At 66.9% G+C, this 24,574-nt stretch carries 21 protein-coding genes; 15 read left to right on the top strand and 6 right to left on the bottom strand.

Annotated elements, in window-relative coordinates; genetic code table 11:
* Nucleotides 1-141: 141 nt before the first annotated feature.
* Both ACQR1B_RS16960 and ACQR1B_RS16955 read left to right on the top strand, forming a co-directional pair.
* Complete coding sequence (locus ACQR1B_RS16960; protein ID WP_434834587.1) at nucleotides 142-1,440, top strand: CHASE3 domain-containing protein; 1,299 nt, start codon at nucleotides 142-144, stop codon at nucleotides 1,438-1,440.
* Nucleotides 1,441-1,442: 2 nt separating this feature from the next.
* Nucleotides 1,443-2,564 (top strand): sugar ABC transporter substrate-binding protein, encoded by a 1,122-nt coding sequence (locus ACQR1B_RS16955; protein WP_434874909.1) that lies wholly within the window; start codon nucleotides 1,443-1,445, stop codon nucleotides 2,562-2,564.
* Between the two features lie 23 nt (nucleotides 2,565-2,587).
* Here ACQR1B_RS16955 and ACQR1B_RS16950 read toward each other — a convergent pair whose 3' ends face one another.
* Nucleotides 2,588-4,225, bottom strand: a complete 1,638-nt coding sequence (locus ACQR1B_RS16950) for a DUF4403 family protein (RefSeq protein ID WP_434834589.1) — start codon at nucleotides 4,223-4,225, stop codon at nucleotides 2,588-2,590.
* Nucleotides 4,226-4,472: 247 nt separating this feature from the next.
* Nucleotides 4,473-5,168 (bottom strand): L,D-transpeptidase, encoded by a 696-nt coding sequence (locus tag ACQR1B_RS16945; protein ID WP_434834590.1) that lies wholly within the window; start codon nucleotides 5,166-5,168, stop codon nucleotides 4,473-4,475.
* On the opposite strand from ACQR1B_RS16945, the gene ACQR1B_RS16940 reads away from it, so the two are divergent.
* The 4 genes from ACQR1B_RS16940 to ACQR1B_RS16925 all read left to right on the top strand — a co-directional run bounded on the left by ACQR1B_RS16940 (nucleotide 5,146) and on the right by ACQR1B_RS16925 (nucleotide 8,084).
* Entirely contained in the window at nucleotides 5,146-5,466 is a 321-nt protein-coding gene (locus ACQR1B_RS16940; RefSeq protein ID WP_434834591.1) for a hypothetical protein, read from the top strand. The two genes, ACQR1B_RS16945 and ACQR1B_RS16940, sit on opposite strands and share 23 nt — an antisense overlap.
* Before the next feature lie 58 nt (nucleotides 5,467-5,524).
* Nucleotides 5,525-6,580: a glycosyltransferase family 4 protein gene (locus ACQR1B_RS16935; protein WP_434834629.1), complete on the top strand. Its 1,056-nt coding sequence runs from the start codon at nucleotides 5,525-5,527 to the stop codon at nucleotides 6,578-6,580.
* A 51-nt stretch (nucleotides 6,581-6,631) separates the two neighbouring features.
* Nucleotides 6,632-7,321 carry a class I SAM-dependent methyltransferase gene (locus ACQR1B_RS16930; protein ID WP_434834592.1) on the top strand — a complete coding sequence of 230 codons (690 nt, stop codon included), beginning with the start codon at nucleotides 6,632-6,634 and terminating at the stop codon, nucleotides 7,319-7,321.
* A 130-nt stretch (nucleotides 7,322-7,451) separates the two neighbouring features.
* Nucleotides 7,452-8,084: a hypothetical protein gene (locus ACQR1B_RS16925; protein WP_434834593.1), complete on the top strand. Its 633-nt coding sequence runs from the start codon at nucleotides 7,452-7,454 to the stop codon at nucleotides 8,082-8,084.
* Nucleotides 8,085-8,359: 275 nt separating this feature from the next.
* On the opposite strand, the gene ACQR1B_RS16920 is transcribed toward ACQR1B_RS16925, so the two are convergent.
* Nucleotides 8,360-10,024: an aminotransferase class III-fold pyridoxal phosphate-dependent enzyme gene (locus ACQR1B_RS16920; protein WP_434834630.1), complete on the bottom strand. Its 1,665-nt coding sequence runs from the start codon at nucleotides 10,022-10,024 to the stop codon at nucleotides 8,360-8,362.
* Between the two features lie 35 nt (nucleotides 10,025-10,059).
* Here ACQR1B_RS16920 and asd point away from each other — a divergent pair, with 35 nt between their 5' ends.
* The 7 genes from asd to ACQR1B_RS16885 all read left to right on the top strand — a co-directional run bounded on the left by asd (nucleotide 10,060) and on the right by ACQR1B_RS16885 (nucleotide 17,079).
* Nucleotides 10,060-10,935, top strand: a complete 876-nt coding sequence (asd, locus tag ACQR1B_RS16915) for an archaetidylserine decarboxylase (RefSeq protein ID WP_434834594.1) — start codon at nucleotides 10,060-10,062, stop codon at nucleotides 10,933-10,935.
* A gap of 106 nt (nucleotides 10,936-11,041) precedes the next feature.
* On the top strand, nucleotides 11,042-11,983 hold the full coding sequence (locus tag ACQR1B_RS16910; RefSeq protein ID WP_434834595.1) for an NUDIX domain-containing protein: 942 nt from the start codon (nucleotides 11,042-11,044) through the stop codon (nucleotides 11,981-11,983).
* Between the two features lie 155 nt (nucleotides 11,984-12,138).
* Nucleotides 12,139-12,651 carry a (2Fe-2S)-binding protein gene (locus ACQR1B_RS16905; RefSeq protein ID WP_434834596.1) on the top strand — a complete coding sequence of 171 codons (513 nt, stop codon included), beginning with the start codon at nucleotides 12,139-12,141 and terminating at the stop codon, nucleotides 12,649-12,651.
* Complete coding sequence (locus tag ACQR1B_RS16900; protein ID WP_434834597.1) at nucleotides 12,648-13,664, top strand: FAD binding domain-containing protein; 1,017 nt, start codon at nucleotides 12,648-12,650, stop codon at nucleotides 13,662-13,664. Before ACQR1B_RS16905 ends, ACQR1B_RS16900 begins: the two co-directional genes overlap by 4 nt.
* Before the next feature lie 4 nt (nucleotides 13,665-13,668).
* A complete protein-coding gene (locus ACQR1B_RS16895; RefSeq protein ID WP_434834598.1) occupies nucleotides 13,669-15,873 on the top strand; it encodes a xanthine dehydrogenase family protein molybdopterin-binding subunit in 2,205 nt (734 codons plus the stop codon).
* Nucleotides 15,866-16,015 carry a hypothetical protein gene (locus ACQR1B_RS16890; RefSeq protein ID WP_434834599.1) on the top strand — a complete coding sequence of 50 codons (150 nt, stop codon included), beginning with the start codon at nucleotides 15,866-15,868 and terminating at the stop codon, nucleotides 16,013-16,015. Before ACQR1B_RS16895 ends, ACQR1B_RS16890 begins: the two co-directional genes overlap by 8 nt.
* Nucleotides 16,016-16,182: 167 nt before the next feature.
* Complete coding sequence (locus tag ACQR1B_RS16885) at nucleotides 16,183-17,079, top strand: DUF3313 domain-containing protein (protein ID WP_434834600.1); 897 nt, start codon at nucleotides 16,183-16,185, stop codon at nucleotides 17,077-17,079.
* Between the two features lie 307 nt (nucleotides 17,080-17,386).
* On the opposite strand, the gene ACQR1B_RS16880 is transcribed toward ACQR1B_RS16885, so the two are convergent.
* Genes ACQR1B_RS16880 through ACQR1B_RS16870 form a run of 3 tightly spaced genes read right to left on the bottom strand, consistent with a single transcriptional unit; the run spans nucleotide 17,387 to nucleotide 22,177 of the window.
* Entirely contained in the window at nucleotides 17,387-19,348 is a 1,962-nt protein-coding gene (locus ACQR1B_RS16880; RefSeq protein WP_434834601.1) for a MacB family efflux pump subunit, read from the bottom strand.
* A complete protein-coding gene (locus ACQR1B_RS16875; RefSeq protein WP_434834602.1) occupies nucleotides 19,348-20,646 on the bottom strand; it encodes an efflux RND transporter periplasmic adaptor subunit in 1,299 nt (432 codons plus the stop codon). The genes ACQR1B_RS16880 and ACQR1B_RS16875 overlap by 1 nt, the downstream gene beginning before the upstream one ends.
* 55 nt (nucleotides 20,647-20,701) lie before the next feature.
* Nucleotides 20,702-22,177 carry an efflux transporter outer membrane subunit gene (locus tag ACQR1B_RS16870; protein ID WP_434834603.1) on the bottom strand — a complete coding sequence of 492 codons (1,476 nt, stop codon included), beginning with the start codon at nucleotides 22,175-22,177 and terminating at the stop codon, nucleotides 20,702-20,704.
* Between the two features lie 229 nt (nucleotides 22,178-22,406).
* On the opposite strand from ACQR1B_RS16870, the gene ACQR1B_RS16865 reads away from it, so the two are divergent.
* Nucleotides 22,407-23,174, top strand: coding sequence for a response regulator (locus tag ACQR1B_RS16865; RefSeq protein WP_434834604.1), 768 nt, complete (start codon nucleotides 22,407-22,409; stop codon nucleotides 23,172-23,174).
* Nucleotides 23,164-24,540, top strand: coding sequence for an ATP-binding protein (locus tag ACQR1B_RS16860; protein ID WP_434834605.1), 1,377 nt, complete (start codon nucleotides 23,164-23,166; stop codon nucleotides 24,538-24,540). The genes ACQR1B_RS16865 and ACQR1B_RS16860 overlap by 11 nt, the downstream gene beginning before the upstream one ends.
* The last annotated feature ends 34 nt before the right edge of the window (nucleotides 24,541-24,574 follow it).

Raw genomic sequence — 24,574 nt, 5'->3', positions numbered from 1 at the left:
TGGGCAACAATCGCAGGCTGGGCAGGTCACGGCTACTTGACGATGTCTGGCTGAGCCGATCAACTTTGTCTCTCGCCGCTTTGGAGCTTTTTGGCCTCAATGCCCATTTCGAGCCGGTTTGTGATCGGATGGAGCATCGTCTTGCTCACGGTCGGCTTTTTGACCCTCTTGGGCATCATCGGGTCCACCGCCTGGCTGGCCGAGCAGGCGAGTTCCTATTTCGAGCAGAGCAACCGTTCCCGTTCCACCCGTGGGTCGGCCGTGGAACTTCGGAATGCGTTGCAGAGCGCCGAATCGAGCCAGCGAGGCTATCTCGTCGGCGGCAACGAGATCTACCTCGCGCCCTACGATGCCGCCAAGGCCGAGGTGCTGGCGCAATTCGATCGCCTCAACCAGCTGCTGCCGCCGTCGGCCCAGAATGCCACCATGCTCGGGCGGCTTTCGAAGATCATTCCGGAAAAGCTTGCCGAAATGGACCGCTCGATCCGGCTCAAACGCGATTTTCAGGATAGCGAGGCGGCGACGGTCTTTCGCAGCAACCGGGGCAAGGCGCTGATGGACGAGGCCAACCTCTTTCTGTCCAGCATCATTCGCGGCGCGGATGACCGCTTGGACACCTTGCTCGAGGACCAGCGGCGGAACGCCACGTTGCTGCGCCTGGCGACGATCATCGGCGGGCTGATCATCGTGCTGGTGGTGGGAGGCGCCACCGCCATGGTGTTTCGCTATGCCTGGGAAGTTTCCCATGCGCGAAATGAACTGAATGCGCTCAACCTGACGCTGGAGCAGCGCGTCGTCCGGCGCACCGCGGAACTGGCCGAGGCGCGCGATCGGGCCGAGTTGCTGGTGACCGAAGTCAACCATCGCGTGGCGAACAGCCTCGCGCTGGTCGCCTCGCTGGTTCGGCTGCAATCCAACCTGATCACGGACCGCGAATCCAAGGACGCGCTGAAGGAGACCGAGGCGAGAATTCTCGCGGTCGCCTCCGTGCACAAGCGATTGTACAGCGGCGGCGATGCCCGCTTCGTCGATCTGCAGGAATATCTTACGAACGTGCTGGAGAACGTGGAGGCGTCGATGCGCGGGCAAGGGCATGTCGCTTCGCTCCGCTACGACCTCGAGCCGCTCAAGCTGAAGACCGATTGGAGCATCAATCTCGGCGTGATCGTCAACGAATGGGTCACCAACGCCTTCAAATACGCCTATCCCGAGAAGCCCGGCGAGGTGCGCGTGCGGTTGCGGCGGCTGGCCGGCGACAAGGCGGAGCTCTCCGTCGAGGACGACGGCGTCGGCCGCGCCGACGGTCCCGCCAAGGGCACCGGGCTCGGGACCCGCATCGTCAATGCCATGGCGCGGTCGATCGGCGGCGATGTGGAATATGTTGCGGGCGGCACCGGGACGGTCGCGCGTCTGGCATTTTCTGCTGCACGGGAAGGCTGATGATGCGCGGCTGGCGATTGCTTCTGGGCGTTCTCGTGCTGTTGCCGACGCTTGAGAGCGTGGTGGCCCAGCAGGGCCCTCCCGGGCTGACCAAGCCCGTCGTTCTGCCCGCGTTCGATCCCACCAGGCCATCCTGCAGCGCGCCGGCGGATCTCGGCAAGGTGCTTGCCTTCGCTCAGGACAATGAGCGGAAGTTCATGCAAGGCGTCGCGCAGGGCCTCGCGCTGGCGGCCAAGGACCGCGGGCTCGCCTACCGGCTGGCTCAGGCAGACAACGATCCGCTTCGCATGGTCGAGCAGATCAAGGAACTGCGTGATGCGAAGATCGGCGCGCTCGTCGCTGCCCCGGTCGATCCCGTGTCCCTTGCGCCTGCGCTCCAGCAGGTGATCTGGTCAGGCGCCTATGTCGGAACGGTGGTACCGCCGCCGGCCACCACGATCCTCAATGCTCCGCAATATCTGACCGGCAAGGTGCTCGGCGACGAAGCGGCGCGGTACATCAAGACCCGTCTGAAAGGCAAGGCGAAGGTCGTGCTGCTGACCCATGACAGCCTGCAGTTCCTGGCGCCGCGCTTTACGGCGATGCGCGATGCGCTCCGATCCGTTCCGGGCGCGGTGCTGGTTGCCGACATCTCGCCACTCACGGTCGACGAGGCCGGCGGCGCAGCCATGATGCGCACCATTCTGCTGGCGAATCCCGATGTCGACGTCGTGCTCGGTGCCGACACCGTCGTGCTCGGCGCGCTGGCTGCGCTGCGCGAGGCCGGCAAGGCGCGAGATGACCAGTTTCTCGGCGGCATCGACGGTGAGCCGGCCGCCGTTGCCGAGATCAAGCGAACCGGCCCCTACAAGGCGAGCGTCAGTCTTGCTTCGCCGATCTTCGGATACGCCATGGGCCAGCATGCGGCCGACTGGCTGGAAGGCAAGAGCATTCCACAGGCGATGGACATTCTGCCCAAGGCGCTGACGTCGGAAAATCTCGCTCAGTACGAGGCCGATACCGCGGATCCCGCATCGGTGTTTCGCGACGCCAGGCGCCGCGACGAATATCTGAGAATGTACGGCAACATTTGTTATGACACGCGCGACCAATATCTGAATTTTCCCTGGTCGTCCGAGCGATGATGACCCCGCGTCCAGGCTGAGGTCTAAAGGCCTGGGAGCGAATTGACCCGTACCGTCATCGTGCCCTCGGCGGTGGCGATGACGCGCAGCGTAGTGGCGTCGAAGGCGATGTCGGTCAGGGTCAGGTTGTTGACGTCGGTATCGACGCGGATGCCGTTCTCGTTCTTCTGCAACTCGGCGACGGCGGTTGCGATCTTCTCGCGGACATTGTCGGCGAACGGCTTGAGATCGATCACCGAGCGTTCCAGCAAGGCGCGCTGCAGATGAGGAACCGCGGCGCGCGCGGCGGCACCGAGCAGGCCGAAGGCGGCATCCGATTCGACCGCGAGCTGCAGATCGGAGAGGCGCAGGATCTGCTGCGCCTGATCGACCATCGGACGCCCCCAGATCTGCACGGTCGCATCGGCGCCGAAGCCGAAGAAGCTCTCCTTCTCCTTGCCCTTGACCTGCAGCGAGATCAGCAGCCGGTCGCCAGAGGGAACGACGGTCGCATGCTTGACGGTCACCGCGACCGGGCCGGAGCCGTCCTCGGGGAACGTTCGTCCTGAGAGTTGCGAATCGACGAGCTTGTTGAGCTCGGTGAAGGGGACGTCGATCGGAATCGCGACGTTGATGCCGCCCGCCGTGGGCGGAATGATCGTGATCTTCTCGGGGAAGGGGCACTCCGGCTTGGTCTCTGCCGCCGTGACCCGGGTTTCCGCCTCGATCCCGATGGTGATGCTGGCGGTGGTGGCGTCGATCACGGGCTGCGCGGCGAGCGCCCGCGTCGGCTTGATCTCGAGCCAGACCGCGGGCAGGCCCGGCGCCGTGCCCTGCAGCGGCACCGAGCGGCAGGCGCGCGCCCATTGCGCCTGCGCGCTGCGCCTCATCGTCGGGTCCTTGCGAAGCCGGTCGCTGAGCACGTTGAGCTGGTCGTTGACGGTCTTGTCGATGACGGGCTTCATCTGCGCCGGCACGTTGACCCGGGCGCCTGCGACCGAGAGCGCGGTGTCGCCAAGATTGACCTGGGCGGAGAAATTCGGCTCGACATACCAGGTCGTGGCCAGCCGTGGCCGCATCGCGATCACGACATTGCCCTTGATGTCGGCGGTGGCGTTCAGGTTCTTGATGTTGATGCCGCCGATCTGCTTCGCGGTATCCGAGCCGAGCAGGCTGCCGAGGGCATCCCCGATCGCGCCGGTGGCTTTCGAGGACAGCGAGCCGGTGACGTTCAGCCGGCCCGACAGCGGCGTCGCGAGCGACAGCGCGTCCTGGGCGCCGGTCGCGGCGATGGCGCCGCGGTTGACCGTCCAGCCGATGTCGGCGTTCTGCAGGATCTGGGCGGCCGGGTTGTCGGCCTTGCCGGCGAAATTGCGTGGGGTCGCCTTTTCGGCGGCGTCACGGATGGCGCTGAGCGAGATCGCGACCGGCGCCATGATGATCGAGTTGCGCGTGGCCGGCGGCAGCGGCGGCAACTGCGCGAGCTGCGGCGTCTGCGGCACGCCCGAGGCGAAGAACACCTCCCATGCGATGACGCCGACGAGCGCGATGGCGGCAAGGCCCGCGACGCCAATCAGGATCAGTTGGAGTCTGGGCGGCGCGCGCCGCGGCGGCCGCTGCGTTCTCGGAGCAAGCGGATGCGGCCTGCTCTGCCAATCCGGTCGCCGCATCGGAGGGGTCATGTCGGTCCAAGGACTCCAGCTGCCGTGATGCCGGGTCCGGCGAAATCACGATCAATACGAGATTGGCAATCTTACAGGGCAGGATGGAGGCGCGCCAGGGCGGCCGGCAAAACGCCGGACGCCATTAACCGGCCGTGATGCTGAACGGCAGGACGCACACAAAAAAATGACCGCCGGGGCTGTCAGGCCGCGGCGGTCCAGTCGGGGAGGATCCTGGAGAATGACGAACGAAAGGGAGATGGTGCGATCAGCGCGCGACGCGGCCGAGATCGGCGCGGCGCTCCATCGGCAGCACGATCACCTTGGCGCCGACGGCGACGCGCGAATACAGATCGACCACGTCCTGATTGGTAAGGCGGATGCAGCCCGAGGACACATGCGTGCCGATCGTCTCGGGCGCGTTGGTGCCGTGAATACGATAGACCGTGCCGCCGAGATACATCGCGCGGGCGCCGAGCGGATTGCCGGGACCGCCGGCCATGTGACGCGGCAGATAGGGCTGGCGCGCGATCATCTCCGGCGGCGGAGTCCAGTCCGGCCATTCGGCCTTCCTGGTCACCGACTGCACGCCCGACCAGGTGAAGCCGTCGCGGCCGACGCCGATGCCGTAGCGCATCGCCTGGCCGTTGCCGAGCACGTAGTACAGATACTTGTTGGGTGTGTCGATCACGACGGTGCCGGGTGCCTCGCGGGTCGCGTAGGTCACGACCTGGCGGCGCAGCCGCGCGGGCAACTCATAGGCGGCGGCGTCGTCCTCGCGCGGATTGATGATCTGCGGCGCCGCTGCCGGCGGCTCGTAGGCGGCGACCGGCGGCAGCAGGAACGGGAATGGGAGCGGCGCGGGGGAGGCGGCCCGGCTCGGCGTTGCGGCCATGATGGCGCCTGCAACCAGCACGCCGAGGAGAAGATGGGAGGGTGAGGTGGCTTTGCCTGACGTGAACATGGACGTCCCCTTGCTCGATCGCTCGTTTGCCGCCGCCGTTGTCCGGCGTGCGAACCTGAAATCAGTGATCTGTCATCAATGTCTTTGGCGCTTCGATCTGCGCCCGATGCTGCAACTCATAGGGGAGAAAAGTTTCGCTGCGTTTGCGCGCTGCACGCAAAACGGTTTCGCCGGCTTAACGGTTTGTTTCATGACGGTTTCACGACAGCGTCCGCGCCAGGGGAGCGACAGATGCCGGGGAAAACGGCGGCAAGGGGCAAAAAGACCCTTCGACAGTTCGATGACGTCACACGCCTGAAATAACAATGTCGGAATTTGCGGCCGTTCAGAATCGTCGCAACTTTCCGGATCGCCTTATGCGGATCTTAATCGCAACCGACGCCTGGCACCCCCAGGTCAACGGCGTGGTGCGCACGCTGACTTCGCTGTCGCGCGCGGCTGCCGGCCTTGGCGCCGACATCACCTTCCTCACGCCGGAAGGGTTTGCCTCGTTCGGCGTGCCGACCTATCCGGGCCTGCGGCTCGCGATCACCAGGGCCGGCGAGATCGCCCGCCGCATCGAGGCGGCCGCGCCCGACGCGATCCACATCGCCACCGAAGGCACGATCGGCTGGGCGGTGCGCCGCTACTGCCTGCGCCATGGCCTGCCGTTCACGACGTCCTACACGACGCGCTTTCCGGAATACGTCTCGGTGCGCACCGGCATTCCCGATGCCGTCGGCTATTGGGTGATGCGCCGCTTCCACGATGCGGCCGCGATGACGATGGTCGCGACCAATTCGCTGAGGCAGGATCTCGCATCGCGCGGCTTCAAGAAGCTCGGCTTCTGGACCCGCGGCGTCGACACCACGCTGTTCAATCCCGACGAGCCGGCCGCGCTCGATCTGCCGCGCCCGGTGTTCATGACGGTCGGGCGTGTCGCGGTCGAGAAGAACCTCGAAGCGTTCCTGTCGCTCGACCTGCCGGGCTCGAAGGTCGTGATCGGCAACGGCCCGCAGAAGGCCGAACTGGAGCGCCGCTTTCCGGACGCGCATTTCCTCGGCGAAAAGACGGGCCGGGATCTGACCGCGCACATGGCGGCGGCCGACGTCTTCGTGTTTCCGAGCCTGACCGACACGTTCGGCGTCGTGCAGCTCGAATCGCTGGCCTGCGGCACGCCGGTCGCGGCCTTCCCCGTGACTGGTCCGCTCGACGTCATCGCCGATCATCCGATCGGGGCGATCGACTGGGACCTGCGCGCGGCCTGCCTGAAGGCGCTGACGATGTCGCGCACGACCTGCCGCGCCTTTGCGCTCGATCGCTCCTGGGAGAACAGCGCGCGCCAGTTCATCGGCAATCTCGCTGTGCTCCAACCGTCTCGCGTCGTTCGTCCCACGCCCGTGCTGGCCGGTCAGAGCGTGGCGCGCGGCTGACGGCAAACATCGCGTCACCCCATCAATTCCAAAACCAAGTGAGATGTAACGATGGCAGAAACCATGAAGCTCGGCGGCGCGCGGGAGCTCGACTTCGATCGCGAGCAGGTCGAGCAGGCCTATGACCGTTGGGCGCCGGTCTACGACCTGGTGTTCGGCGGCGTGTTCGAGAAGGGCCGCAAGGCCGCGATATCAGCCACCAACAAGCTCGGCGGGCGCGTGCTCGAAGTGGGCGTCGGCACCGGCATCTCGCTGCCGCTCTATGCGCCGCATGTCCGCGTGTTCGGCACCGATATCTCCGAGGCGATGCTCGGCAAGGCGATGCGCCGCGTTGCCGAGCAGCGGCTGAAGAACGTCGAGGGGCTCGCGGTGATGGACGCCGAGAATCTCGACTTCGCCGACGATTCCTTCGACGTCGTGATGGCGCAATACGTCGTCACCGCCGTGCCCAATCCCGAGGTCGCGCTCGACGAGTTCGCCCGCGTGCTGCGTCCGGGCGGCGAGCTGATCATCCTCACCCGCGTCAGCGCCGATGACGGCCTGCGCCGAATCATCGAGCAGGCGCTGCAGCCGGTGGTGCGCCGCCTCGGCTTCCGCACTGCCGAGTTCGGCTGGTCGCGCTACATGCGCTGGCTCGCCGGCGCGCAGCGCATGGAACTGGTCGAGCGCCGCCTGATTCCGCCGCTTGGGCATTTCTCGCTGGTCCGCTTCCGCAAGCTGGAGCGCGCCGCCGCGGCCTGAGGCCGCGGCGACGTCTCCGGCGCGCCCTCAGTGCCGCGTCGGTGTGCCCGGTGATGTGACAGCTCGATGTTGTCACATCACTTCCATCGAATCCCCCTACACGTCCTGCAACTCAGTCTTCGGAGCAACCATGATCAAGCATTTCCTGGAGCAGCTGCGCGTCCAGCGCTGGGACGACCATCGCTACTACCATCACAGCCGCATCAATCAGAGCCTGCACTTCGTCAGCGCGGTCAGCTTCATGATCGCCTATGTGATGATGGTGTTCGATCCCCTGATCTCGGCGCTGATCGGTTGGCTGGTGTCGATGACCTCGCGCCAGGCCGGTCATTTCTTCTTCGAGCCGAGGGGCTATGATCACGTCAACCAGGCGACCCACGAGCACAAGGAAGAGATCAAGATCGGCTACAATCTGCAGCGCAAGGTCGTGCTGATGTCGATCTGGGCCGCCGCGCCGGTCGTGCTCTATCTGCAGCCGTCGTTCTTCGGCTTCTTCACGCCCTGGACCTCGGCGATGGATTTCGCCCGCGAGACCGCCAAGCTCTGGCTCGTAATCGGCATCGGCGGGCTCGTGTTCCGCACCGTGCACCTGTTCTTCATCCGCGACGTCGAGACTGGCCTGGTCTGGATGACCAAGATCCTCACCGATCCGTTCAACGACTTCATGCTCTACCGCAAGGCGCCGATCGCGTTGCTGCATGGCGAACTGATCGATCCAGGCCTGCACCTGATGGGCGAGGGCCTCGAGGAACAGCACGCCTGAGCCGGGTGCTGCGTCTGATCTGCGCGATGCCCGGGCCGGTCCCGGGCATCGGTGTTTGTGGGGCAGGAAAAATGAGATCGATCGCGCACGACGTCAAAGCGGCGCTGCCACCCTCCCCTGGAGGGGGAGGGTCGACGCACGCGCAGCGGGCGGCGGGGTGGGGTGATCTCTCCACGGGCACTGAACTGCATGGAGGGATCACCCCACCCCGCCTCACGTGCCGCTGCGCGCCCCATAAGGCGACCCTCCCCCTTCAGGGGAGGGTGGCAGCGGCCTCAGCGCCCGACCACGGTGCCGAGCATCTCCTTCAGGATCTGCCGCTTGATCGTCTTGTTGGTGAGGGTGCCGTCGTTCCACCACCAGCCGTCCTGCTTCATCTTGTCGGCGGCCGCGACGAAACGCTTCGTGACCTCAGCGAAATCGGCATCGGTGTAGTTCAGGCTGAAGATGAAGCGGCCGGTGCCGACCCAGCTCAGGGCGAGGCCCTCGGCGCGCAGATAGTATTGCAGCATCCAGTTGTAGCGCGACGGCACGGTGTATTCGACCAGCCAGATCGACTGCATGTTGGACACGCGCACCGGCAGGTCGCGCTCGGCCAACATCGTATTGAGTTGCTGGGCGCGGCCGTCCCAGGTCTCGTCGAGACCGTCATAGATGGTGCGGAAGTTCGGGCTGTCGAGCCGGCTCAGGAACTCGTCCATCGCCGCCATCACGTAAGGATGCGAGTTGAAGGTGCCGCGGGCGAAGCAGATGTCGGCCGGGCGGTCGTCGCGGAAGCGGCGCATGTAGTCCTTCTTGCCGCAGACCACGCCGATCGGCAGGCCGCCGCCGAGGCTCTTGCCATAAGTGACCATGTCGGCCTTCACGCCAAAATACTCCTGGGCGCCGCCCGGTGCGAGCCGGAAGCCGAGGAACACCTCGTCGAACAGCAGCACGATGCCGCGTTCGGTGCACACCTCGCGCAACTGCTTCAGCCAGGCGGTGTAGGCCTCACGGTCGTAGTTGCCCTTGCGCGAGGAATCGACCAGCGCGGAATCGCCGGGCGCATTGCCGTTGGGATGCAGCGCCTGCAGCGGATTGACCAGCACGCAGGCGATGTCGCGCCGTGTGCGCAGGACATGCAGCGTCCGCTCGGACATCTCGGCGAGCGTGTAGGTCTCGTGCGGCGCGATCGGATTGCCGACGCCGGGCTGCACATCGCCCCACCAGCCGTGATAGGCGCCGGCAAAGCGTACCAGATGGCTCTTGCCGGTGTGATAGCGCGCGAGCCGCACCGCCTGCATCACGGCCTCGGTGCCGGACATGTGGAACGAGACCTCGTCCATGCCGGACAGTTCGGTCAGGCGCTTGACGTTGTCGGCCACCACGGGATGGTAGAGCCCGAGCACCGGGCCGAGCGCGCTCGCGCGCCGCTCGGCGCTCGCGATGCACTCCTTGTAGAAGTCGTAGCCGAAGATGTTGACGCCGTAGGAGCCGGCGAGGTCGTAGAACCGGTTGCCGTCGAGATCGGTCAGGGTCACGCCGGACGAGGCCTGCATGAACGATCCGGCGCCGAGCTGCTCCTTGACCAGCCGGCTGTACTGGAACGGCACGCGATAGTTCTGGGTGAACTGCAGGTCGGAGATGCGGCTCGCGGCCTCGGCGGTCAGCGCGCGGCTCTTGGCGAACCTCTCCTGGAACAGCGCGCCGAGCCGGAAGAAGCCGTCCTGGCGCCTGGTTGCGACGTCCGCTGGCGCGCCGTCGGAGCAGAAGAATTTGTCGATCTCGAACTCATAGCGCGGGATCAGCTTGGAGATCCGGCGCGACATCTTGGAATGGCCCGCGAGCGAGCGGTGCTTGGCGCGCGACAGCGCGATCCGGGCGGTGATCTTCGGGGCGACGGCGGCTGTCACAGCGGCGCCGACGGCCAGCGATACATAAGGAATCGAGTTTTCCATCATGTCCACCAGCGCTAACCCCTCCTGCTGACAGATTCATGACAGTCAAAAGCCTGATCGCCTCCTTCACCCAACAGGAAGATCTCAACTTCCTGCTCACCAACCGCGTGCCGCGCGCGGCGCTGACCCGCTTCATGGGCTGGTTTTCCAAGCTCGAGAACCCGCTCATTCGCGACGCCTCGATCGCGCTGTGGAAGCTGTTCTCCGACCTCGATCTCTCCGAGGCCAGGGAGAGCCACTTCAAGAGCCTGCACGCCTGCTTCACGCGCGAGCTGAAGCCCGGCCTGCGGCCGTTCGATCCCGATCCCGCCATCGTGACGAGCCCGTCCGACGGCATCATCGGCGCCCACGGCCTGATCCGCGACGGCGAGCTGTATCAGATCAAGGGCGCGCCCTATGCGTTGCGCGACCTCGTCGCCGATCCCGCTGTCGTCGAGACCCATCGCAACGGCTGCTTCGTCACGCTGCGGCTGACGTCGAGCATGTATCACCGCTTCCATGCGCCGGCGGACATGACGCTCGAGCATGTCAGCCTGATCCATGGCGACGTCTGGAACGTCAACCCGATCGCGCTGAAGCGCGTCGAGCGGCTGTTCTGCAAGAACGAGCGCGCGGTGATCCGCACCCATCTTGTCTCCGGCGAGCCGCTGACGATCGTGCCGGTCGCCGCGATCCTGGTGGCGAGCATCCGTCTGCACGCGCTCGACCGCGTCTTGAACGCGCAGACCGAGCGACCGCTCGTCTACGCCTGCAACAACACCGTACGCAAGGGCGACGAACTCGGCTGGTTCGAGCACGGCTCGACGATCATCCTGCTCGCGCCCGGCGACTTCACCTTCTGTCCCAATGTGGCGGAGGGCGCGCGGATCAGCGCCGGCCAGCCACTGTGGCGCAGGCGCGTCGCCGCCGGCTGAATGTGACGGGCGCGCGGCCGCAGTCTCGATTTCGCCGTTGCGCATCGCCATATCCTGGCGTTGAACTGGCGAATCGGCGGGCTGCAACCCGCTGCATGGAGAAGCGATGGCGAGAGTGCCGATCATGGCAGCAGGCGGCATCGTGCTGCGGCGGGAACAGCCGCCGCGCATCGCGGTCGTGCGCCTGCGCAAGCGCGACGAATGGGTGCTGCCGAAAGGCAAGCTCGACGACGGCGAGACGCCGCGCGACGCGGCCAAGCGCGAGGTGCTGGAGGAGACCGGCCACAAGGTGACCGTGCACGAGTTCCTCGGCACCTTGGTATATGACACCGGCGCGCGCTCCAAGGTCGTGCACTACTGGCGCATGGAGGCCTTGGACGAACCATTGCAGCCGCTGATGGACGACGTCCGCGCCGTCGACTGGCTGCCGCTCGATGCGGCCGTCGAGCGGCTGTCGCGCGATCATGAGAAGACCTTCCTGGAAACTGTCGGGCCCTATGCGCTGGCCGGCCTGATCCGCAAGACCCGCGCGAAACCGCTGCCGGCGGCCAAGACCAAGGACAGCGTCGAGAAGCCCGCCACCGCCAGGAAGCGCCGCAGCCGCGTCACCGAGCAGCCGGCACCGGTGCTCGAGGATGTCCCGGCCGTCGAGGCGATCGCGTCGGAGGATACCTCGGGCGCAATCGCACCGGCTGCTGCAGCAGGTCCCGCGGAGGTCGAGGCTCTCCAGCCTGTGGATACGGCGTTGCGCGACGACGGCGCGGCGGAGCCGGTGCCGACCGCAACGGCGGAGCCGGTGCCGGAGCACTCGGCCGATGTCGAGCGCGTCGAGGCCGTGGCGGCCGCGATCAAATCGCTCGTGCCGCTGACGGCGCCCGATGCCGACGCTCTCGAGAAGCGGGACGATCCGCCATCGGACTTGCCGAATCCCGACGCCGGCGCGGCGCCGCCCGAGGAGCAGGCCGCAGCAGCGATCGATCCTCCGGAGGACGGCCCGCGCCGCAGCCTCGCGCAGAAGATGCGGGCGTGGCTCGGCCGCGCCGCCTGACGCGCCGTCGTCGAACATGCGATGGATGATAGGCTAAGGCTGCGCGCTGGCCTCTGCCGGCCGCCTTGCGTCCGCTGCGTGGCGGTTGCCGAAATTTGCTAAGAACAAAATCCACCATTGCGGGTTGATGCCGGTCCGTCACCGGAGATCCCCGCATGAGCACTTTGCCAGCGCCTGAACCCGCGGTGCCCACCAGGCCCGATCCGCTGTCCGTCACGCTGCGTATCAACGGGCAATCGCGGACGCTGTCCGTGGCCCCCTGGACGACGCTGCTCGATCTCCTGCGCAATCATCTCGATCTCACCGGCAGCAAGAAGGGTTGCGATCACGGCCAGTGCGGCGCCTGCACGGTCCTGGTCGAAGGCCGTCGTGTGCTGTCCTGCCTGACGCTCGCGGTCATGAAGGACGGTGCCGAGATCACCACGATCGAAGGTCTTGCGAAGGGCGGCGAACTGCATCCTCTGCAGCAGGCCTTCATCGATCACGACGCCTTTCAATGCGGCTATTGCACGCCGGGCCAGATCTGCTCGGCCGCCGGTCTGATCGCGGAGGGCAGGGCGCAGAGCCGGGATGAGATTCGCGAACTGATGAGCGGCAACATCTGCCGCTGCGGCGCCTATCAGAACATCGTCGGCGCCATCGAGCAGGCCATGGGAGGCGGCCGATGAACAATTTCGACTATGCACGCGCGGCGGACGTCGCCGACGCCGTCCGTCTGAAGGCGGGCAGCGCCGATTCCCGGTTCATCGCCGGCGGCACCAATCTGCTCGACCTGATGAAGTATCACGTCGAGCAGCCGCGCCGGCTGATCGACATCAGCCGGCTGCCGCTGAACGCAGTGGAGGAGACGAACTCGGGCGGGGTCCGGATCGGCGCACTGGTGCCGAACAGCACGCTGGCCTATCACCCGGTCATCGAACGCCGCTATCCGCTGCTGTCGAGCGCGATTCTGGCCGGCGCCTCGGCGCAGCTGCGCAACATGGCCTCCACCGGCGGCAATCTGTTGCAGCGGACCCGCTGCGCCTACTTCTACGATGTCGCCACGCCCTGCAACAAGCGCGCACCCGGGACCGGCTGCTCGGCGATCGACGGCCTCAACCGCAACCATGCGATCCTCGGCACCAGCGCCGCCTGCATCGCCACCTATCCGTCGGACATGTGCGTGGCGCTGGCAGCACTCGATGCCACGGTGCACGTGGCGGGCGCGCAGGGCGAGCGCGTGATCGCATTGGCGGACTTCCATCGGCTGCCCGGCGACCGTCCCGATCTCGACAACACCCTGCGTGCCGACGAGCTCATCGTTGCGATCGAGCTGCCGCCGCAGGGCTTCGCCGCGCACCACAGCTATCTCAAGATCCGCGATCGTCTCTCCTATGCGTTCGCGCTGGTCTCGGTCGCCGCTGCGCTGGATCTCGATGGCGGCCGCATCCGCGACGTCCGGCTTGCGCTCGGCGGCGTCGCGCACAAGCCCTGGCGCAACGAGGCGGCGGAATCGACCTTGCGTGGACAGACACCGGACCGCGATGCGTTCGGACGCGCGGCGGACATCCTGTTGCACGACGCCAAGGCCTACGCCCACAACGCCTTCAAGATTCCGCTGGCCCGCCGCGCCATCGTCCGCACCTTGACGCAGGCCGCGAACGGCACGCCGCAGGTTCAATCCATCAAGTCGATCCGGTGACGTCATGACAGCTCATATCGGTACTGCCACATCCCGCGTCGACGGCCGCGCCAAGGTCACCGGATCAGCCAAATATGCCGCCGAATTCACCGCGCCCGGTCTCGCCTTCGGCGTCGTGGTCACATCGACCATTCCAAAAGGCCGCATCGCCCGGATCGACGCCAGCCGCGCGCTGGCGGTCGGCGGCGTGATCGACGTGCTGACTCACGCTAACCGGGTGCAGATGGCGGACGAGGACGAGGCCTATTGCGACGAGGTCGCGCCCGAGGATGGCTCGCCCTATCGCCCGCTCTACGACGACAAGGTTCAATTCAACCTGCAGCCGGTCGCGCTGGTGGTGGCCGACGACGAGGACACCGCGCGCTTCGCCGCCACGCTCGTCGAGGTCGAGTACCACGTGGAGAGCTTCGCGACCGACCTGCAGGCGCGGCGCGAGCAGGCGGTTGAGGTCGACAAGCCGGTCAAGCCGCGCGGCGATGCGACCCGCGCGCTCGCCGGCGCAGACGTGCGCCATGATGCCGAATACGGCATTCCGATCGAGTACCACAATCCGATGGAGCTCTACGCTTCCACCGTGCTCTGGCGGGAGGGCGGGAAGCTCGTGGTCTACGACAAGACCCAGGGCGTTCAGAACGTGCAGCGCTACGTCTGCGGCGTATTCGGCTTGAAGGACGACGACGTCCAGGTGATGTCGCCCTTCGTCGGCGGTGCGTTCGGCTCCGGCCTGCGCCCGCAATATCAGGTGGCGCTCGCCGCCATGGCCGCGCTGAAGCTGAAGCGGGCGGTGCGCGTCGTGCTCACCCGGGCGCAGATGTATGGCTTGTGCTATCGGCCGGCGACGATCGAACGGCTGGCGCTCGGCGCCAACCGTGATGGCGCGCTGGCGGCGTTGACGCATGAGGCGATCGCGATGACCTCGCAGCATGAAGCGTTCTCACGCAACGACATCGGCTGGGGCGAAGTGCTCTACGCGTCCGAGACGTCGCGCGCGACGCATCGGCTGGCCAAGCTCGACGTGCCGACGCCCGGCGACATGCGCGGCCCCGGCGCCGCCACCGGCGTCTACGGCCTGGAATGCGCGATGGACGAACTCGCGATCGCGCTGAAGATGGACCCGCTGCAACTGCGTCTCCGTTGCTACTCGGAGCGCGACCAGGACAAGGACCTGCCGTTCTACAGCAAGCGGCTGAGGGAGTGTTATCAGCAGGGCGCCGAGACGTTCGGCTGGTCCAGGCGCAGCCCGGAGCCACGCTCCATGCGTGACGGCCATGAACTGGTCGGCTGGGGCATGGCCAGCGGCGCCTGGGAGGCGCTGCAGATGCCGTTCGCGACGCGGATCGTGATGACTGCCAACGGGCATGTCGAGGTGGCCAGCGCGACCTCCGACATCGGCACCGGCACCTATACGATCATGGCGCAGGTCGCCGCCGACATGCTCGGCGTGCCGCTCGACAGCATCACCGTGAAGCTCGGCGATTCCACCCTGCCGAAGGCGCCGGTCGAAGGCGGCTCGTGGACCGCGGCCTCGATCGCCCACGCGATCGTCAATGCGGCTGACGACATCCGCGCCGAGCTGCTTAAGATCGCGCAACGCATGCCGGACTCCCCGTTGCAGGGTCTCGCAGCCGACGAGGTCACGCTGGCGGACGGCGCGATCGTGGCGATCTCCGACCGCAGCCGGTCGGTGCCGATGACGGACGTCATGCGCCATGGCGGCATGGACCGGATCGAAAAGGAACGCGGCTCGGAGTTCGAGGACGACGACGAGCACGCCCACAACACGCACGCGGCGGTCTTCGCCGAGGTGAAGGTCGATGAGGAGCTCGGCGTCATCAAGGTGACGCGCGTCGTCAATGCGGTGGCGGCGGGGCGCATCATCAACACCAAGACGGCTGCGAGCCAGATCATGGGCGGCGTGGTGTTCGGTATCGGCATGGCCCTGCATGAGGAAGCGCTGATCGATCACCGCTTCGGCCGTATCATGAATGCCAACATCGCCGAGTATCACATGCCGGTGAATGCTGACGTGCACGACATCCAGGTCATCTTCGTAGAGGAAGAGGATCGGATCATCAACAAGATGGGCATCAAGGGCGTCGGCGAGATCGGCATCATCGGCGTCGCCGCCGCCATCGCCAACGCGGTGTACCATGCGACCGGCAAGCGCGTCCGCGACCTGCCCATCACCCTGGACAAGGTGGTTGGATGAGTACGGCTTGACCCGCGGCGAGGCACCGATCACGCGTCAGCGGCTTGGCTTGGCTTGGTTTGACTTGGCTTGGTTTGACTTGGCTTGGTTCGGCGCGGGTCTGGCGGTGGCGGGCATCGTCGCCATCACCAGCGGATGGTGAGTTCGCCGCAATCATGCCGACGCACGGACACCTGCGCCGCACGGTCTCCTCGGTTCGTGCCGTTCCGTAACATCTCTCCAAGCTTTCGCCCCATGCTGTCCGGATTGCCGGAGGAGAACGATGCGCCGCCTGCGAAGGGCGACGGAGAGCGAGCGCAGGGGGGCCGCATGGTCGAAACCGCAGTCGGAGCTTGGGTCGGATCGTCTCATCCGCTGGCCGTCATTCGTGTCGCCGCGGTCTGCGCAGCCGTAAGCCTGGCCGGCTGTGCGACGGCGCCGATGACGCAGAGCGGCGCGCTCGCCTCCTATCAGTCGCTGGCGGAATCGAACGGCGTGCTCGCCAAGTCGCTCCTCAACGTCGACAAGGAGATGGTTCTCGCGGCCTCCACCGTGCGCATCATGCCGGCGTCGTTCTCGGGGCAGGCGGGCGCGGTTCTGACCGACGAACAGCGGCGGCTGGTCGCGAACGCCGTCGACCGTGCGCTGTGCCTCAGCCTGAGCGAACGCTTCACGGTGGTGGCGCCAAATGACAGGGCCGATCTGACGACGCGCACCTTCATCACCCAGGCGACGGCGACCGATCCGGTCGCGGCAGGCGCCTCCAAGGTCGTGTCGGCCGTGCCCGGCGCGCTCGGCGTCCCCGTTCCGGTGCCGCGGCTGCCGATCGGGCTCGGCAGTCTCACCATCGAAGCGGAGGCGGTCGATCGCAGGGGCCGGCAGCAGGCCGCAATGGTGTGGGCGCGCGGCGCCAACTCGTTCACCAACTCGCCGGTGCTGTCGCAGGCCGGCGACGCCTACGACCTCGCGAGTTCGTTCAGCGCCGATTTTGGCCAGATGCTGGTGACCGGCGAGACGCCGTTTGGCAAGCCGCCGAAGATTCCGTCGATCGACCGGATCGGCGCCGCCCTCGGCGGCAAGCCGAAGAACGCGGCGTGCGAAGCGTTCGGCCGCGATCCCGGACTGATCGGCATGGTCGCGAACCGTCTCGGCGCCCCGCCGGAATGGGTCGACAAGGGCGCCGCGCCGACGGACGCGCAGGCCAGCACGCAGATGGCGAAGCGGTAGGGGGGCCGGATCTGAAGCACGCCGAGCTTGCGCCAGGGCAATCATATATGCGCCCTCCGTGTTGGCGTTCCGCTCGTCCATTTCCACATCGTCATGGCCGGGCCTGTCCCGGCCATCCACGTCGTCCGGTGGTCTCGGAAAGACGTGGATGCCCGGGACGAGCCCGGGCATGACGGAGTAACTCATGAGCAGAAGCACCTGCGGCGAATGCTCATCCATTGAAATGCGATCGTTCTGCGAGGAGAGGGCGCACCGGCTTTGCGGCGAGGACGCGAGTCCCCTCCAAAGCTGATTCACGAGTTGATCACTACTCCCTCGCCAGTGCCGTCGCGGGATCGAGCCGTGAGGCGCTGCGGGCGGGCATGTAGCCGAAGCCGATGCCGATCGCCATCGAGATCACGGCGGAGCCGACCATGGCGAGCGGCGAGTAGATCAGCTGGAAGCCGGCATCGAGCGCGTTGAACACCGTGCCGAAGCCGACCGCGATCGCAAGGCCCAGCGCGCCGCCGATCACGCAGACCAGCACGGCCTCGATCAGGAACTGCATCAGGATGTCGCTGCGCCGGGCGCCGACCGCCATGCGTACGCCGATCTCGCCGACGCGCTCGGACACCGACACCAGCATGATGTTCATGACGCCGATGCCGCCGACCAGGAGCGAGATGACGGCGATGGCCGCCACCAGCAGGGTCAGCACCTGCGTCGTGCTCTCGACGGTCTTGCGGATGTCGTCGGTGTTGAGCACGAAGAAGTCCTTGGCGTTGTGCCGCGCGGTCAGCAGCGCCGTCGCGGCGCGTTCGGCCGCGGCCATCGGCGTCGCCTCGTCGACCCGGACGCTGATGCTGCGCAGGACCTGGTTGCCGATGAAGCGTGCCTGCACGGTGGTGTAGGGGAGATAGACGATCGGCGTGGAGCTGGAGCCGAATCCGGCCTGCTGCTGCTTGGTGATGCCGACGACACGGCAGGGCACCTTGCCGATCAGGACCACGCTACCCAGCGGGCTGACGTCGGGATCGGGGAACAGCGCCTTGCGCGCATTGTCGTCGATCACGGCGTCCTGGGCGTAGGACCGGACTGCATCGGCATCGAGGTAGCTGCCTTCGGCGAGTTCGGTGTTCTTGACCCGGAAATACTGCTCGCCGACTCCGGAGATCTGGGCGCTGACCTCTGTCGCGCCGTAACGCAGCGTGCTGGTGGTCGAGACCGTCGGCGAGATCGCATCGACGTAAGGCTGCTGCGCCATGACCTTGGCGTCGGCGAGCACCAATGTCCTGATCTTGCTGGAGCGCGTATCGCCGAAATCCTTGCCGGGAAAGAACTCCAGCGTGTTGGTGCCGAGCCGGTTGATGTCCTTCAGCACCTTGACCTGCGATCCCTTGCCGAGCGCCAGCACCAGCACCACGGAGGCGACGCCGATGATGATGCCGAGCATGGTCAGGAAGGCGCGCATCCGGTGCGCATTCATGGCGAGCAGCGCCATCCGCGCGGCCTCGCGGAAGCGGTCGAGATGGCTGCGCCACCACGACGACGGCTGCGCGGCGCGGTCTTCGGTCGCTGCGGCCGGCGCGGCACCCGACGTCTGCGGATTGAGCCGGTCGGAGATGACGCGGCCGTCCTCGATCTCGATGATGCGCCGGGCGCGCTTTGCGACGCTGGGATCGTGCGTGACGATGATGACGGTGCGCCCGGAGGCGCTGATCTCGTCGAGGATGCGCAGCACCTCCTCGCCGCTGGCGCGGTCGAGCGCGCCGGTCGGCTCGTCGGCCAAAATCACGTCGGGATCGTTGACCAGCGCGCGGGCGATCGAAACCCGCTGCTGCTGGCCGCCCGAGAGCTGACCCGGCTTGTGGTCGGTGCGGCTGCCCATGCCGAGCCGCTGCAGCAGCGCCGCCGCCTTCCGGCGCCGCGCATTGGGGCCGAGTCCGGAATAGACGGCCGGGACTTCGGCATTCTGTGCGGCGGTGAGTTCGCCCAGCAGATGATAGCGCTGGAAGATGAAGCCGAAATGCTCGCGCCGCAGCGCCGCCAGTTCGTCCGGATCGAGTGAGCCCATCTCGCGGCCGGCGATCCGGTAGTTGCCGGAGGTCGGGCGGTCGAGGCAGCCCAGAATGTTCATCAGCGTCGACTTGCCGGAGCCCGACTGGCCGATGATCGCGACCATCTCGCCGCGCGCGATCTGGATGTCGACCCCGCGCAGGGCATGGACGGTGCTTTCGCCGGAGGCGTAGCGCCGCCCGACATTCTGCAGATCGATCAGCGCTTCCGCCATCATGGACCTCCGGCGGAGGGCGGTGGCGGCATCGCGGTCTGCTTCGGTCCCTCCTCGGGCGTCGAGATGACGACCCGTTCGCCCTCGACGAGACCGGACTGTACCTCGGCCCGGATCTTGTTGTTGAGACCGATCCGCACCGTCCGCTTGTCGAGCGTGCCGGAGCCGGTCAGCACGCGAACGATGTAGCTGCCGTCGGAATTGGCGTTGCCGAGCGCGGATGATGGAATGGTCGGCACCTTGCGCGCTTCGCCGAGCAGGATGTGGACCTCGGCCGTCATGTAGGTCATCAGCCGCCCGTCCGGATTGGCGATGTCGAACACGCCATTGTAGTAGATCGCGGAGGACGTGGTGGACGAGGACGAACTGCTGCTGCTGCTCGACGTGGTCGTCGTGCTCGACGAGAAGCTCGAATCACTCTTGATCGATTCGGGGGCCGGTTCGATCGACCCGAGCGTAGCCTCGTAGCGATGATCGGGCTCGCCCAACACGGTGAAATAGACGTTCTGCCCGGGCCGGACCTTGACGACATCGGCCTCGGAAATCTCCACCCGCACCGTCATCGTCTCGACCTGGCCGAGCACGACGATGGTCGGCGCCGATTGTACCGCGTTCACGGTCTGGCCCTGCTGGGTCACGATCGACAGCACCGTGCCGTCGATCGGCGCCGTGATCTTGGTGTAGCCGAGACTGACGCGCGCCGTCTCGATCGCGACCTCGGCCTCGACGATCTGTGCATCGAGCTGCGCGATCTGGGCCCGGGTCTGCTTCACGGTGGCGTCCGCATTGTCATAGTCGGCGCGCGACGAGGCCTTCTGCGCCAGCGTCAGCTGTTGCCGCGCGAGATTCGCCTCGGCCAGCGCCAGGCTGGCGAGCTTCTCGTCGCGCTGGGCGCGCACGTTGCCCAAGGCGGCCTCGTTGGTGCGCAGCGTGTTCTGCTGCGTCAGCGAGTCGATCTCGGCGATGAGGTCGCCGGCCTTGACCTTCTGGCCGAGCTTGACGTTGAGCGCGACGAGGCGCCCCGAGGCCTGGGCACCGACTGCGACGAGCTTGACCGGCTTCAGCGTGCCGGTGGCGAGCACGGTCTGCTCGATGTCGCCGATCGTGACCGGCGCGGTGACCAGATTGGCGTTGGGATTGCCGGCCAGCCGCATGACCAGCACGGTCGCGGCGGCCAGCGCCACGAGTGCTCCGACGATCAGCAGCGGCCAGCGGCGCGGCCGCTTCGGCTTCGATGCCGGCGCGTGGCCGTCATCGACCGCGACCGGCCGGGGCATGGGGGACAGGGGGGCATTCATCGGGGCACTTCTGAAACAGGTTCGGGAATTCGGATCGTAGATTATGCGTCGCGGATTATTTGGGTTCGGCGGACTGCGCGAGATGCGGCCAGGTGCCGCTGTCGACGACCTCGGGCCGCGAGCTGTCGATCGGACCGGTCCAGCCGCCGCCCAGCGCCTTGGCCAGTGCCACATAGTTCTTTGCCAAGGTCGCGCGGCTGGCGAGCAGGTTGTCCTCGGCCGTGAATTGCGAGCGCTCGGCGTCGAGCACGTCGAGGAAGGTGCTCGAACCGGTCTCGTACAGCGAGCGCGACAGCCGCGCGGCCTCGCCGTAGCGGCGCGCCGATTCGGTCAGGCTGCGGATGCGCAGCCGCTCCTGGCTCAGGTTGACGATGGCGTTCTCGACATCCTCCAGCGCGCTCAGCACGGCGTTGCGCCAGGCCACGTGGTATTCGTCGCGCTGGGCTTCCGCGACCTCGACGGCGGCCTGCAGCTTGCCGCCATTGAAAATCGGCACCGAGACGCTCGGCCCGATCGACCAGCCGATGGTCGAGTTCTTGCCGAGATCGCCGAGCCGGAGCGCCGTCGTCGAAACCGAGCCGGTCAGGTTGACATCCGGATAGAGCGCAGCCGTCGCCTGTCCGATCTTCGCAGTGTATTGGGCGAGCTGCCGCTCGGCCTTGCGGACATCGGGGCGCATCACCAGCACATCGGCCGGGATGCCCTTGGGCAACGGCAGGCGGGGCGACGGGATCGCCGTCACCAGCGACAGGCGCAGGCTCAGCGCGGTCGGGTCGCGGCCGAGCAGGACGCCCAGCCGGTGCACGGACTGCTGATAGCTGCTCTCATAGGTCGGGATCGTGGCTTCCGTGCTGGCGGCGAGCGCCGAGGCCTTGGCGGTGTCGACGGCAGACGCCGATCCGGCATTCTGCTTGCGCTCCGTCAATGCCGCGGTCTCGCGCTGCGAGGCCGCGGTGCGCCGGGCCAGCGCCACCCGCGCCTGGTAGGCGCGCGCATCGATGTAGTACGATGCGACGTCGCCGACCAGCGTCAGCAACGTCGCGCGCAGGTCGTCCTCTGCGGCGTCGACGCCGTAGGTCGCGGCCTCGACCGCGCGGCGGTTGGCGCCGAACAGATCGAGCTCCCAGCTCGAATCGAAGCCGGCCTGATACTGGCTGTAGGTGGCGGGCGCGATCGCGATGCCGCTGGTCGACGAGGCGGCGCTGCGATTCTCCGTCGCCGAGCCACTGCCGCTCACTGTCGGAAACAGGGCGCCGACCGCCTGGCGCTGGGTGGCGCGGGCCTTGCGGATGCGCGCCTTGGCGGCGGCGACGTCGAGGTTGCCCGCAACGGCTTCGCCGATCAGTTGTGCGAGTTGCTGGTCGCCGAGGTTGCGCCACCATTGTGCGAGCTCGAGCGCCTGCGCGGGCTGGTGACGGTCGCTGCTCCATTTCTGGGGCATACCGAAATCCGGCGTCATGTAGTCGGGCCCGACGGCGCAGCCGGCGAGCAGCGGTGTGACGAGGCAGAGTGCGAGCAGGACTGGCTTCACGTGGCTGAGACGATCGCGGTTCGGAAGAGGGCCGCGCCGGCCGAAGAGCCACGCCGCAGGACTTCCCTGTTGATGCTTGTTTGATGCCCAAAGCGTAGGCGCGATACTAATTTCGCAGGGTTAAGTCGCGTGAAGAAATGTTTCCACCTTAACAACACAACTTAATTTCGCCACGATCGGAGGTCGCTTCGGGCTGTTCTTTTCGGCCCAAATCGACCATGTTCTGCGCATGATGTCGTCACATAATACCGTCGTGACCGCAGACGCAAACATTCCGGCGGCCGCGCGCATTCTCTGCGTCGAGGACGACCGCGAGATCGCGGCGCTGCTGACCGAGCTGTTGCAGGAGCACGGCTTCGCGCCGCGCTTCGTGGCTTCTGCCGCCGCCATGAACGACGTCCTGCACCGCGAGCAGGTCGACCTGATCATGCTCGACCTGATGCTGCCGGACGAGGACGGCATGAGCATCTGCCGCCGGCTGCGCCAGATCTCGACGGTGCCGATCATCATGGTCACGGCAAAGGGCGAGGACATCGACCGTATCCTCGGGCTCGAGCTCGGCGCCGACGATTACGTCGTCAAGCCGTTCAATCCGCGTGAGCTGGTGGCGCGCATCCGCGCGCTGCTGCGCCGCTCGCAGCTGCATCCCACCGTGATCGCGGCGCGGCAGGCGCCGATGAGCTTCGACGGCTGGCGCATCGAGCCGGCGACGCGCACGCTGTTCGATCCCGACCGCGTCAAGATCACGCTGACGAGCGCGGAGTTCGACATCCTGCTGGCATTCTGCCGCAACGCCGGCCGCGTGCTGTCGCGCGAGCAGCTGATCGAGCTGGCGCATGGCGGCCAGGCCGGGCCGGTCGAGCGCAGCATCGACGTCCACATCAGCCGCATCCGCCAGAAGATCGAGCCCGGCGCCAGGAGCTGGACCCTGATCAAGACCGTCCGCCTCGGCGGCTATGTCTTCACGCCAAAGGTCGAGACCCTCGATGAATCCTAGTCCGAAATCGCGGATCCGGCTCGGCATCACCGCGCAGATCGTGGCGCTCGCCTCGCTGTCCGTAATGCTGGGCGTCATCATGATGATCGCGGCGGCGGTGCTGTTGTTCGATCCGCCGGACGAAACCGAATCGCCCGCATACGGCGTCGCGCGGGTGGCTGAGGCGGTGCATTTCGTTCGCGCGGCAAAGGATTCGGCGGCCGCCGACAGCGTGCTGGCCAGCGTGCGGTCGTCCGGCATTCAGGTCGAACTGGTGTCGCTGACGGCGCTCGCGATCTCCGGCAACCGCGAGCGGAACGTGCCCTGGAGCACGCAGCTGGCGCGGCGCCAGCTCGGCGTGCTGCGCGACATCACGCTGCTGCGGGGCGTCGGATACGGTGCGGCGCCGCCGACGCAGATCATCGTCCAGGTCGACAGCGAGCGGGCGCTGGTGTTCGACGACGTGCCACGCCTCGATATCTGGTCGATGGTGCTCAAGCCGACCGTGGTCGTCATGTTCATCGTGCTGCTGCTGGCGCTGCTGCTATCGATCTATACCGCCCGCGCGATCATCCGGCCGCTGTCGGAGATGGCGCGCGCGGCGGCCGCGTTCGGCCGCTCGCAGGATGCGCATGAGGCCTTGAGCGGGCGGGGCCCGAAGGAGATCGCCCAGGTCGCCGAGGCGCTCAACGACATGCGCGCGCGCATCCGCACGCTGCTCGACGACCGCACGCGCATGCTGGCTGCGATCAGCCACGATCTGCGCACGCCGCTGACGCGGCTGCGGCTGCGCTCGGAGCGGATCGGGCAGGGCGACATGCGCAACTCCATGCTGCGCGACATCGACCAGGTCAGCCGCATGCTCGACGAGACGCTGGACTATCTGCGCGACGACACCAAGGCCGAGCAGCCGGCGCGGATCGAGCTGTCGAGCCTGCTGGAGACGATCTGCTGCGACTTCGCCGATGTCGGCCACGCCGTCACCTTCGAGGGGCCGCAGCGCCTGGTCTGCGAGGGCCGGCCGCGGGCGCTGTCGCGCGCCGTCACCAATGTGGTCGAGAACGCCGTCAAGCACGGCAGCCAGGTGGTGGTGAGCCTGTCGGCCGTGACCGACGGCATCATCGCCATCGAGGTCGCCGATGACGGCCCGGGCATTCCGCAGGCGCTGCAGGCGCGCGCGCTGGAGCCGTTCGTCAAGCTCGACCAGGCGCGCTCGGCCGGGGGCTTCGGCCTCGGGCTGTCGATCGCGCAGGAGATCATGAAGAAGCACGACGGCGGCATTGCGCTGATGCCGAACACGCCGCGCGGCCTGCGCGTGCGGCTGTCCCTGCCGCTGCGCGCGACGCTGCCGGCCGCCGCTGCGGTGATTCCGGCCAAGGTGGCGTAGGCGGTGCGAGCCGGACCTGAGAGCCCCGCCGGGG

This window comes from Bradyrhizobium oligotrophicum, from assembly GCF_051168495.1.
Taxonomy (GTDB): Bacteria; Pseudomonadota; Alphaproteobacteria; order Rhizobiales; family Xanthobacteraceae; genus Bradyrhizobium; species Bradyrhizobium oligotrophicum_A.
The sequence above is the reverse complement of the archived record's forward strand: the minus strand, read 5'-3'. Positions and strand labels throughout refer to the sequence as shown.

Excerpts from the sequence above, each read along its gene's own strand:
- ACQR1B_RS16955 (WP_434874909.1), top strand. The coding sequence starts at position 1,443 with ATGCGCGGCTGGCGATTGCTTCTGGGCGTTCTCGTGCTGTTGCCGACG.
- ACQR1B_RS16950 (WP_434834589.1), bottom strand. The coding sequence starts at position 4,225 with ATGACCCCTCCGATGCGGCGACCGGATTGGCAGAGCAGGCCGCATCCG.
- ACQR1B_RS16945 (WP_434834590.1), bottom strand. The coding sequence starts at position 5,168 with ATGTTCACGTCAGGCAAAGCCACCTCACCCTCCCATCTTCTCCTCGGC.
- ACQR1B_RS16935 (WP_434834629.1), top strand. The coding sequence starts at position 5,525 with ATGCGGATCTTAATCGCAACCGACGCCTGGCACCCCCAGGTCAACGGC.
- ACQR1B_RS16930 (WP_434834592.1), top strand. The coding sequence starts at position 6,632 with ATGGCAGAAACCATGAAGCTCGGCGGCGCGCGGGAGCTCGACTTCGAT.
- ACQR1B_RS16925 (WP_434834593.1), top strand. The coding sequence starts at position 7,452 with ATGATCAAGCATTTCCTGGAGCAGCTGCGCGTCCAGCGCTGGGACGAC.
- ACQR1B_RS16920 (WP_434834630.1), bottom strand. The coding sequence starts at position 10,024 with ATGATGGAAAACTCGATTCCTTATGTATCGCTGGCCGTCGGCGCCGCT.
- asd (WP_434834594.1), top strand. The coding sequence starts at position 10,060 with ATGACAGTCAAAAGCCTGATCGCCTCCTTCACCCAACAGGAAGATCTC.
- ACQR1B_RS16910 (WP_434834595.1), top strand. The coding sequence starts at position 11,042 with ATGGCGAGAGTGCCGATCATGGCAGCAGGCGGCATCGTGCTGCGGCGG.
- ACQR1B_RS16905 (WP_434834596.1), top strand. The coding sequence starts at position 12,139 with ATGAGCACTTTGCCAGCGCCTGAACCCGCGGTGCCCACCAGGCCCGAT.
- ACQR1B_RS16900 (WP_434834597.1), top strand. The coding sequence starts at position 12,648 with ATGAACAATTTCGACTATGCACGCGCGGCGGACGTCGCCGACGCCGTC.
- ACQR1B_RS16895 (WP_434834598.1), top strand. The coding sequence starts at position 13,669 with ATGACAGCTCATATCGGTACTGCCACATCCCGCGTCGACGGCCGCGCC.
- ACQR1B_RS16885 (WP_434834600.1), top strand. The coding sequence starts at position 16,183 with ATGGTCGAAACCGCAGTCGGAGCTTGGGTCGGATCGTCTCATCCGCTG.
- ACQR1B_RS16880 (WP_434834601.1), bottom strand. The coding sequence starts at position 19,348 with ATGGCGGAAGCGCTGATCGATCTGCAGAATGTCGGGCGGCGCTACGCC.
- ACQR1B_RS16875 (WP_434834602.1), bottom strand. The coding sequence starts at position 20,646 with ATGAATGCCCCCCTGTCCCCCATGCCCCGGCCGGTCGCGGTCGATGAC.
- ACQR1B_RS16865 (WP_434834604.1), top strand. The coding sequence starts at position 22,407 with ATGATGTCGTCACATAATACCGTCGTGACCGCAGACGCAAACATTCCG.
- ACQR1B_RS16860 (WP_434834605.1), top strand. The coding sequence starts at position 23,164 with ATGAATCCTAGTCCGAAATCGCGGATCCGGCTCGGCATCACCGCGCAG.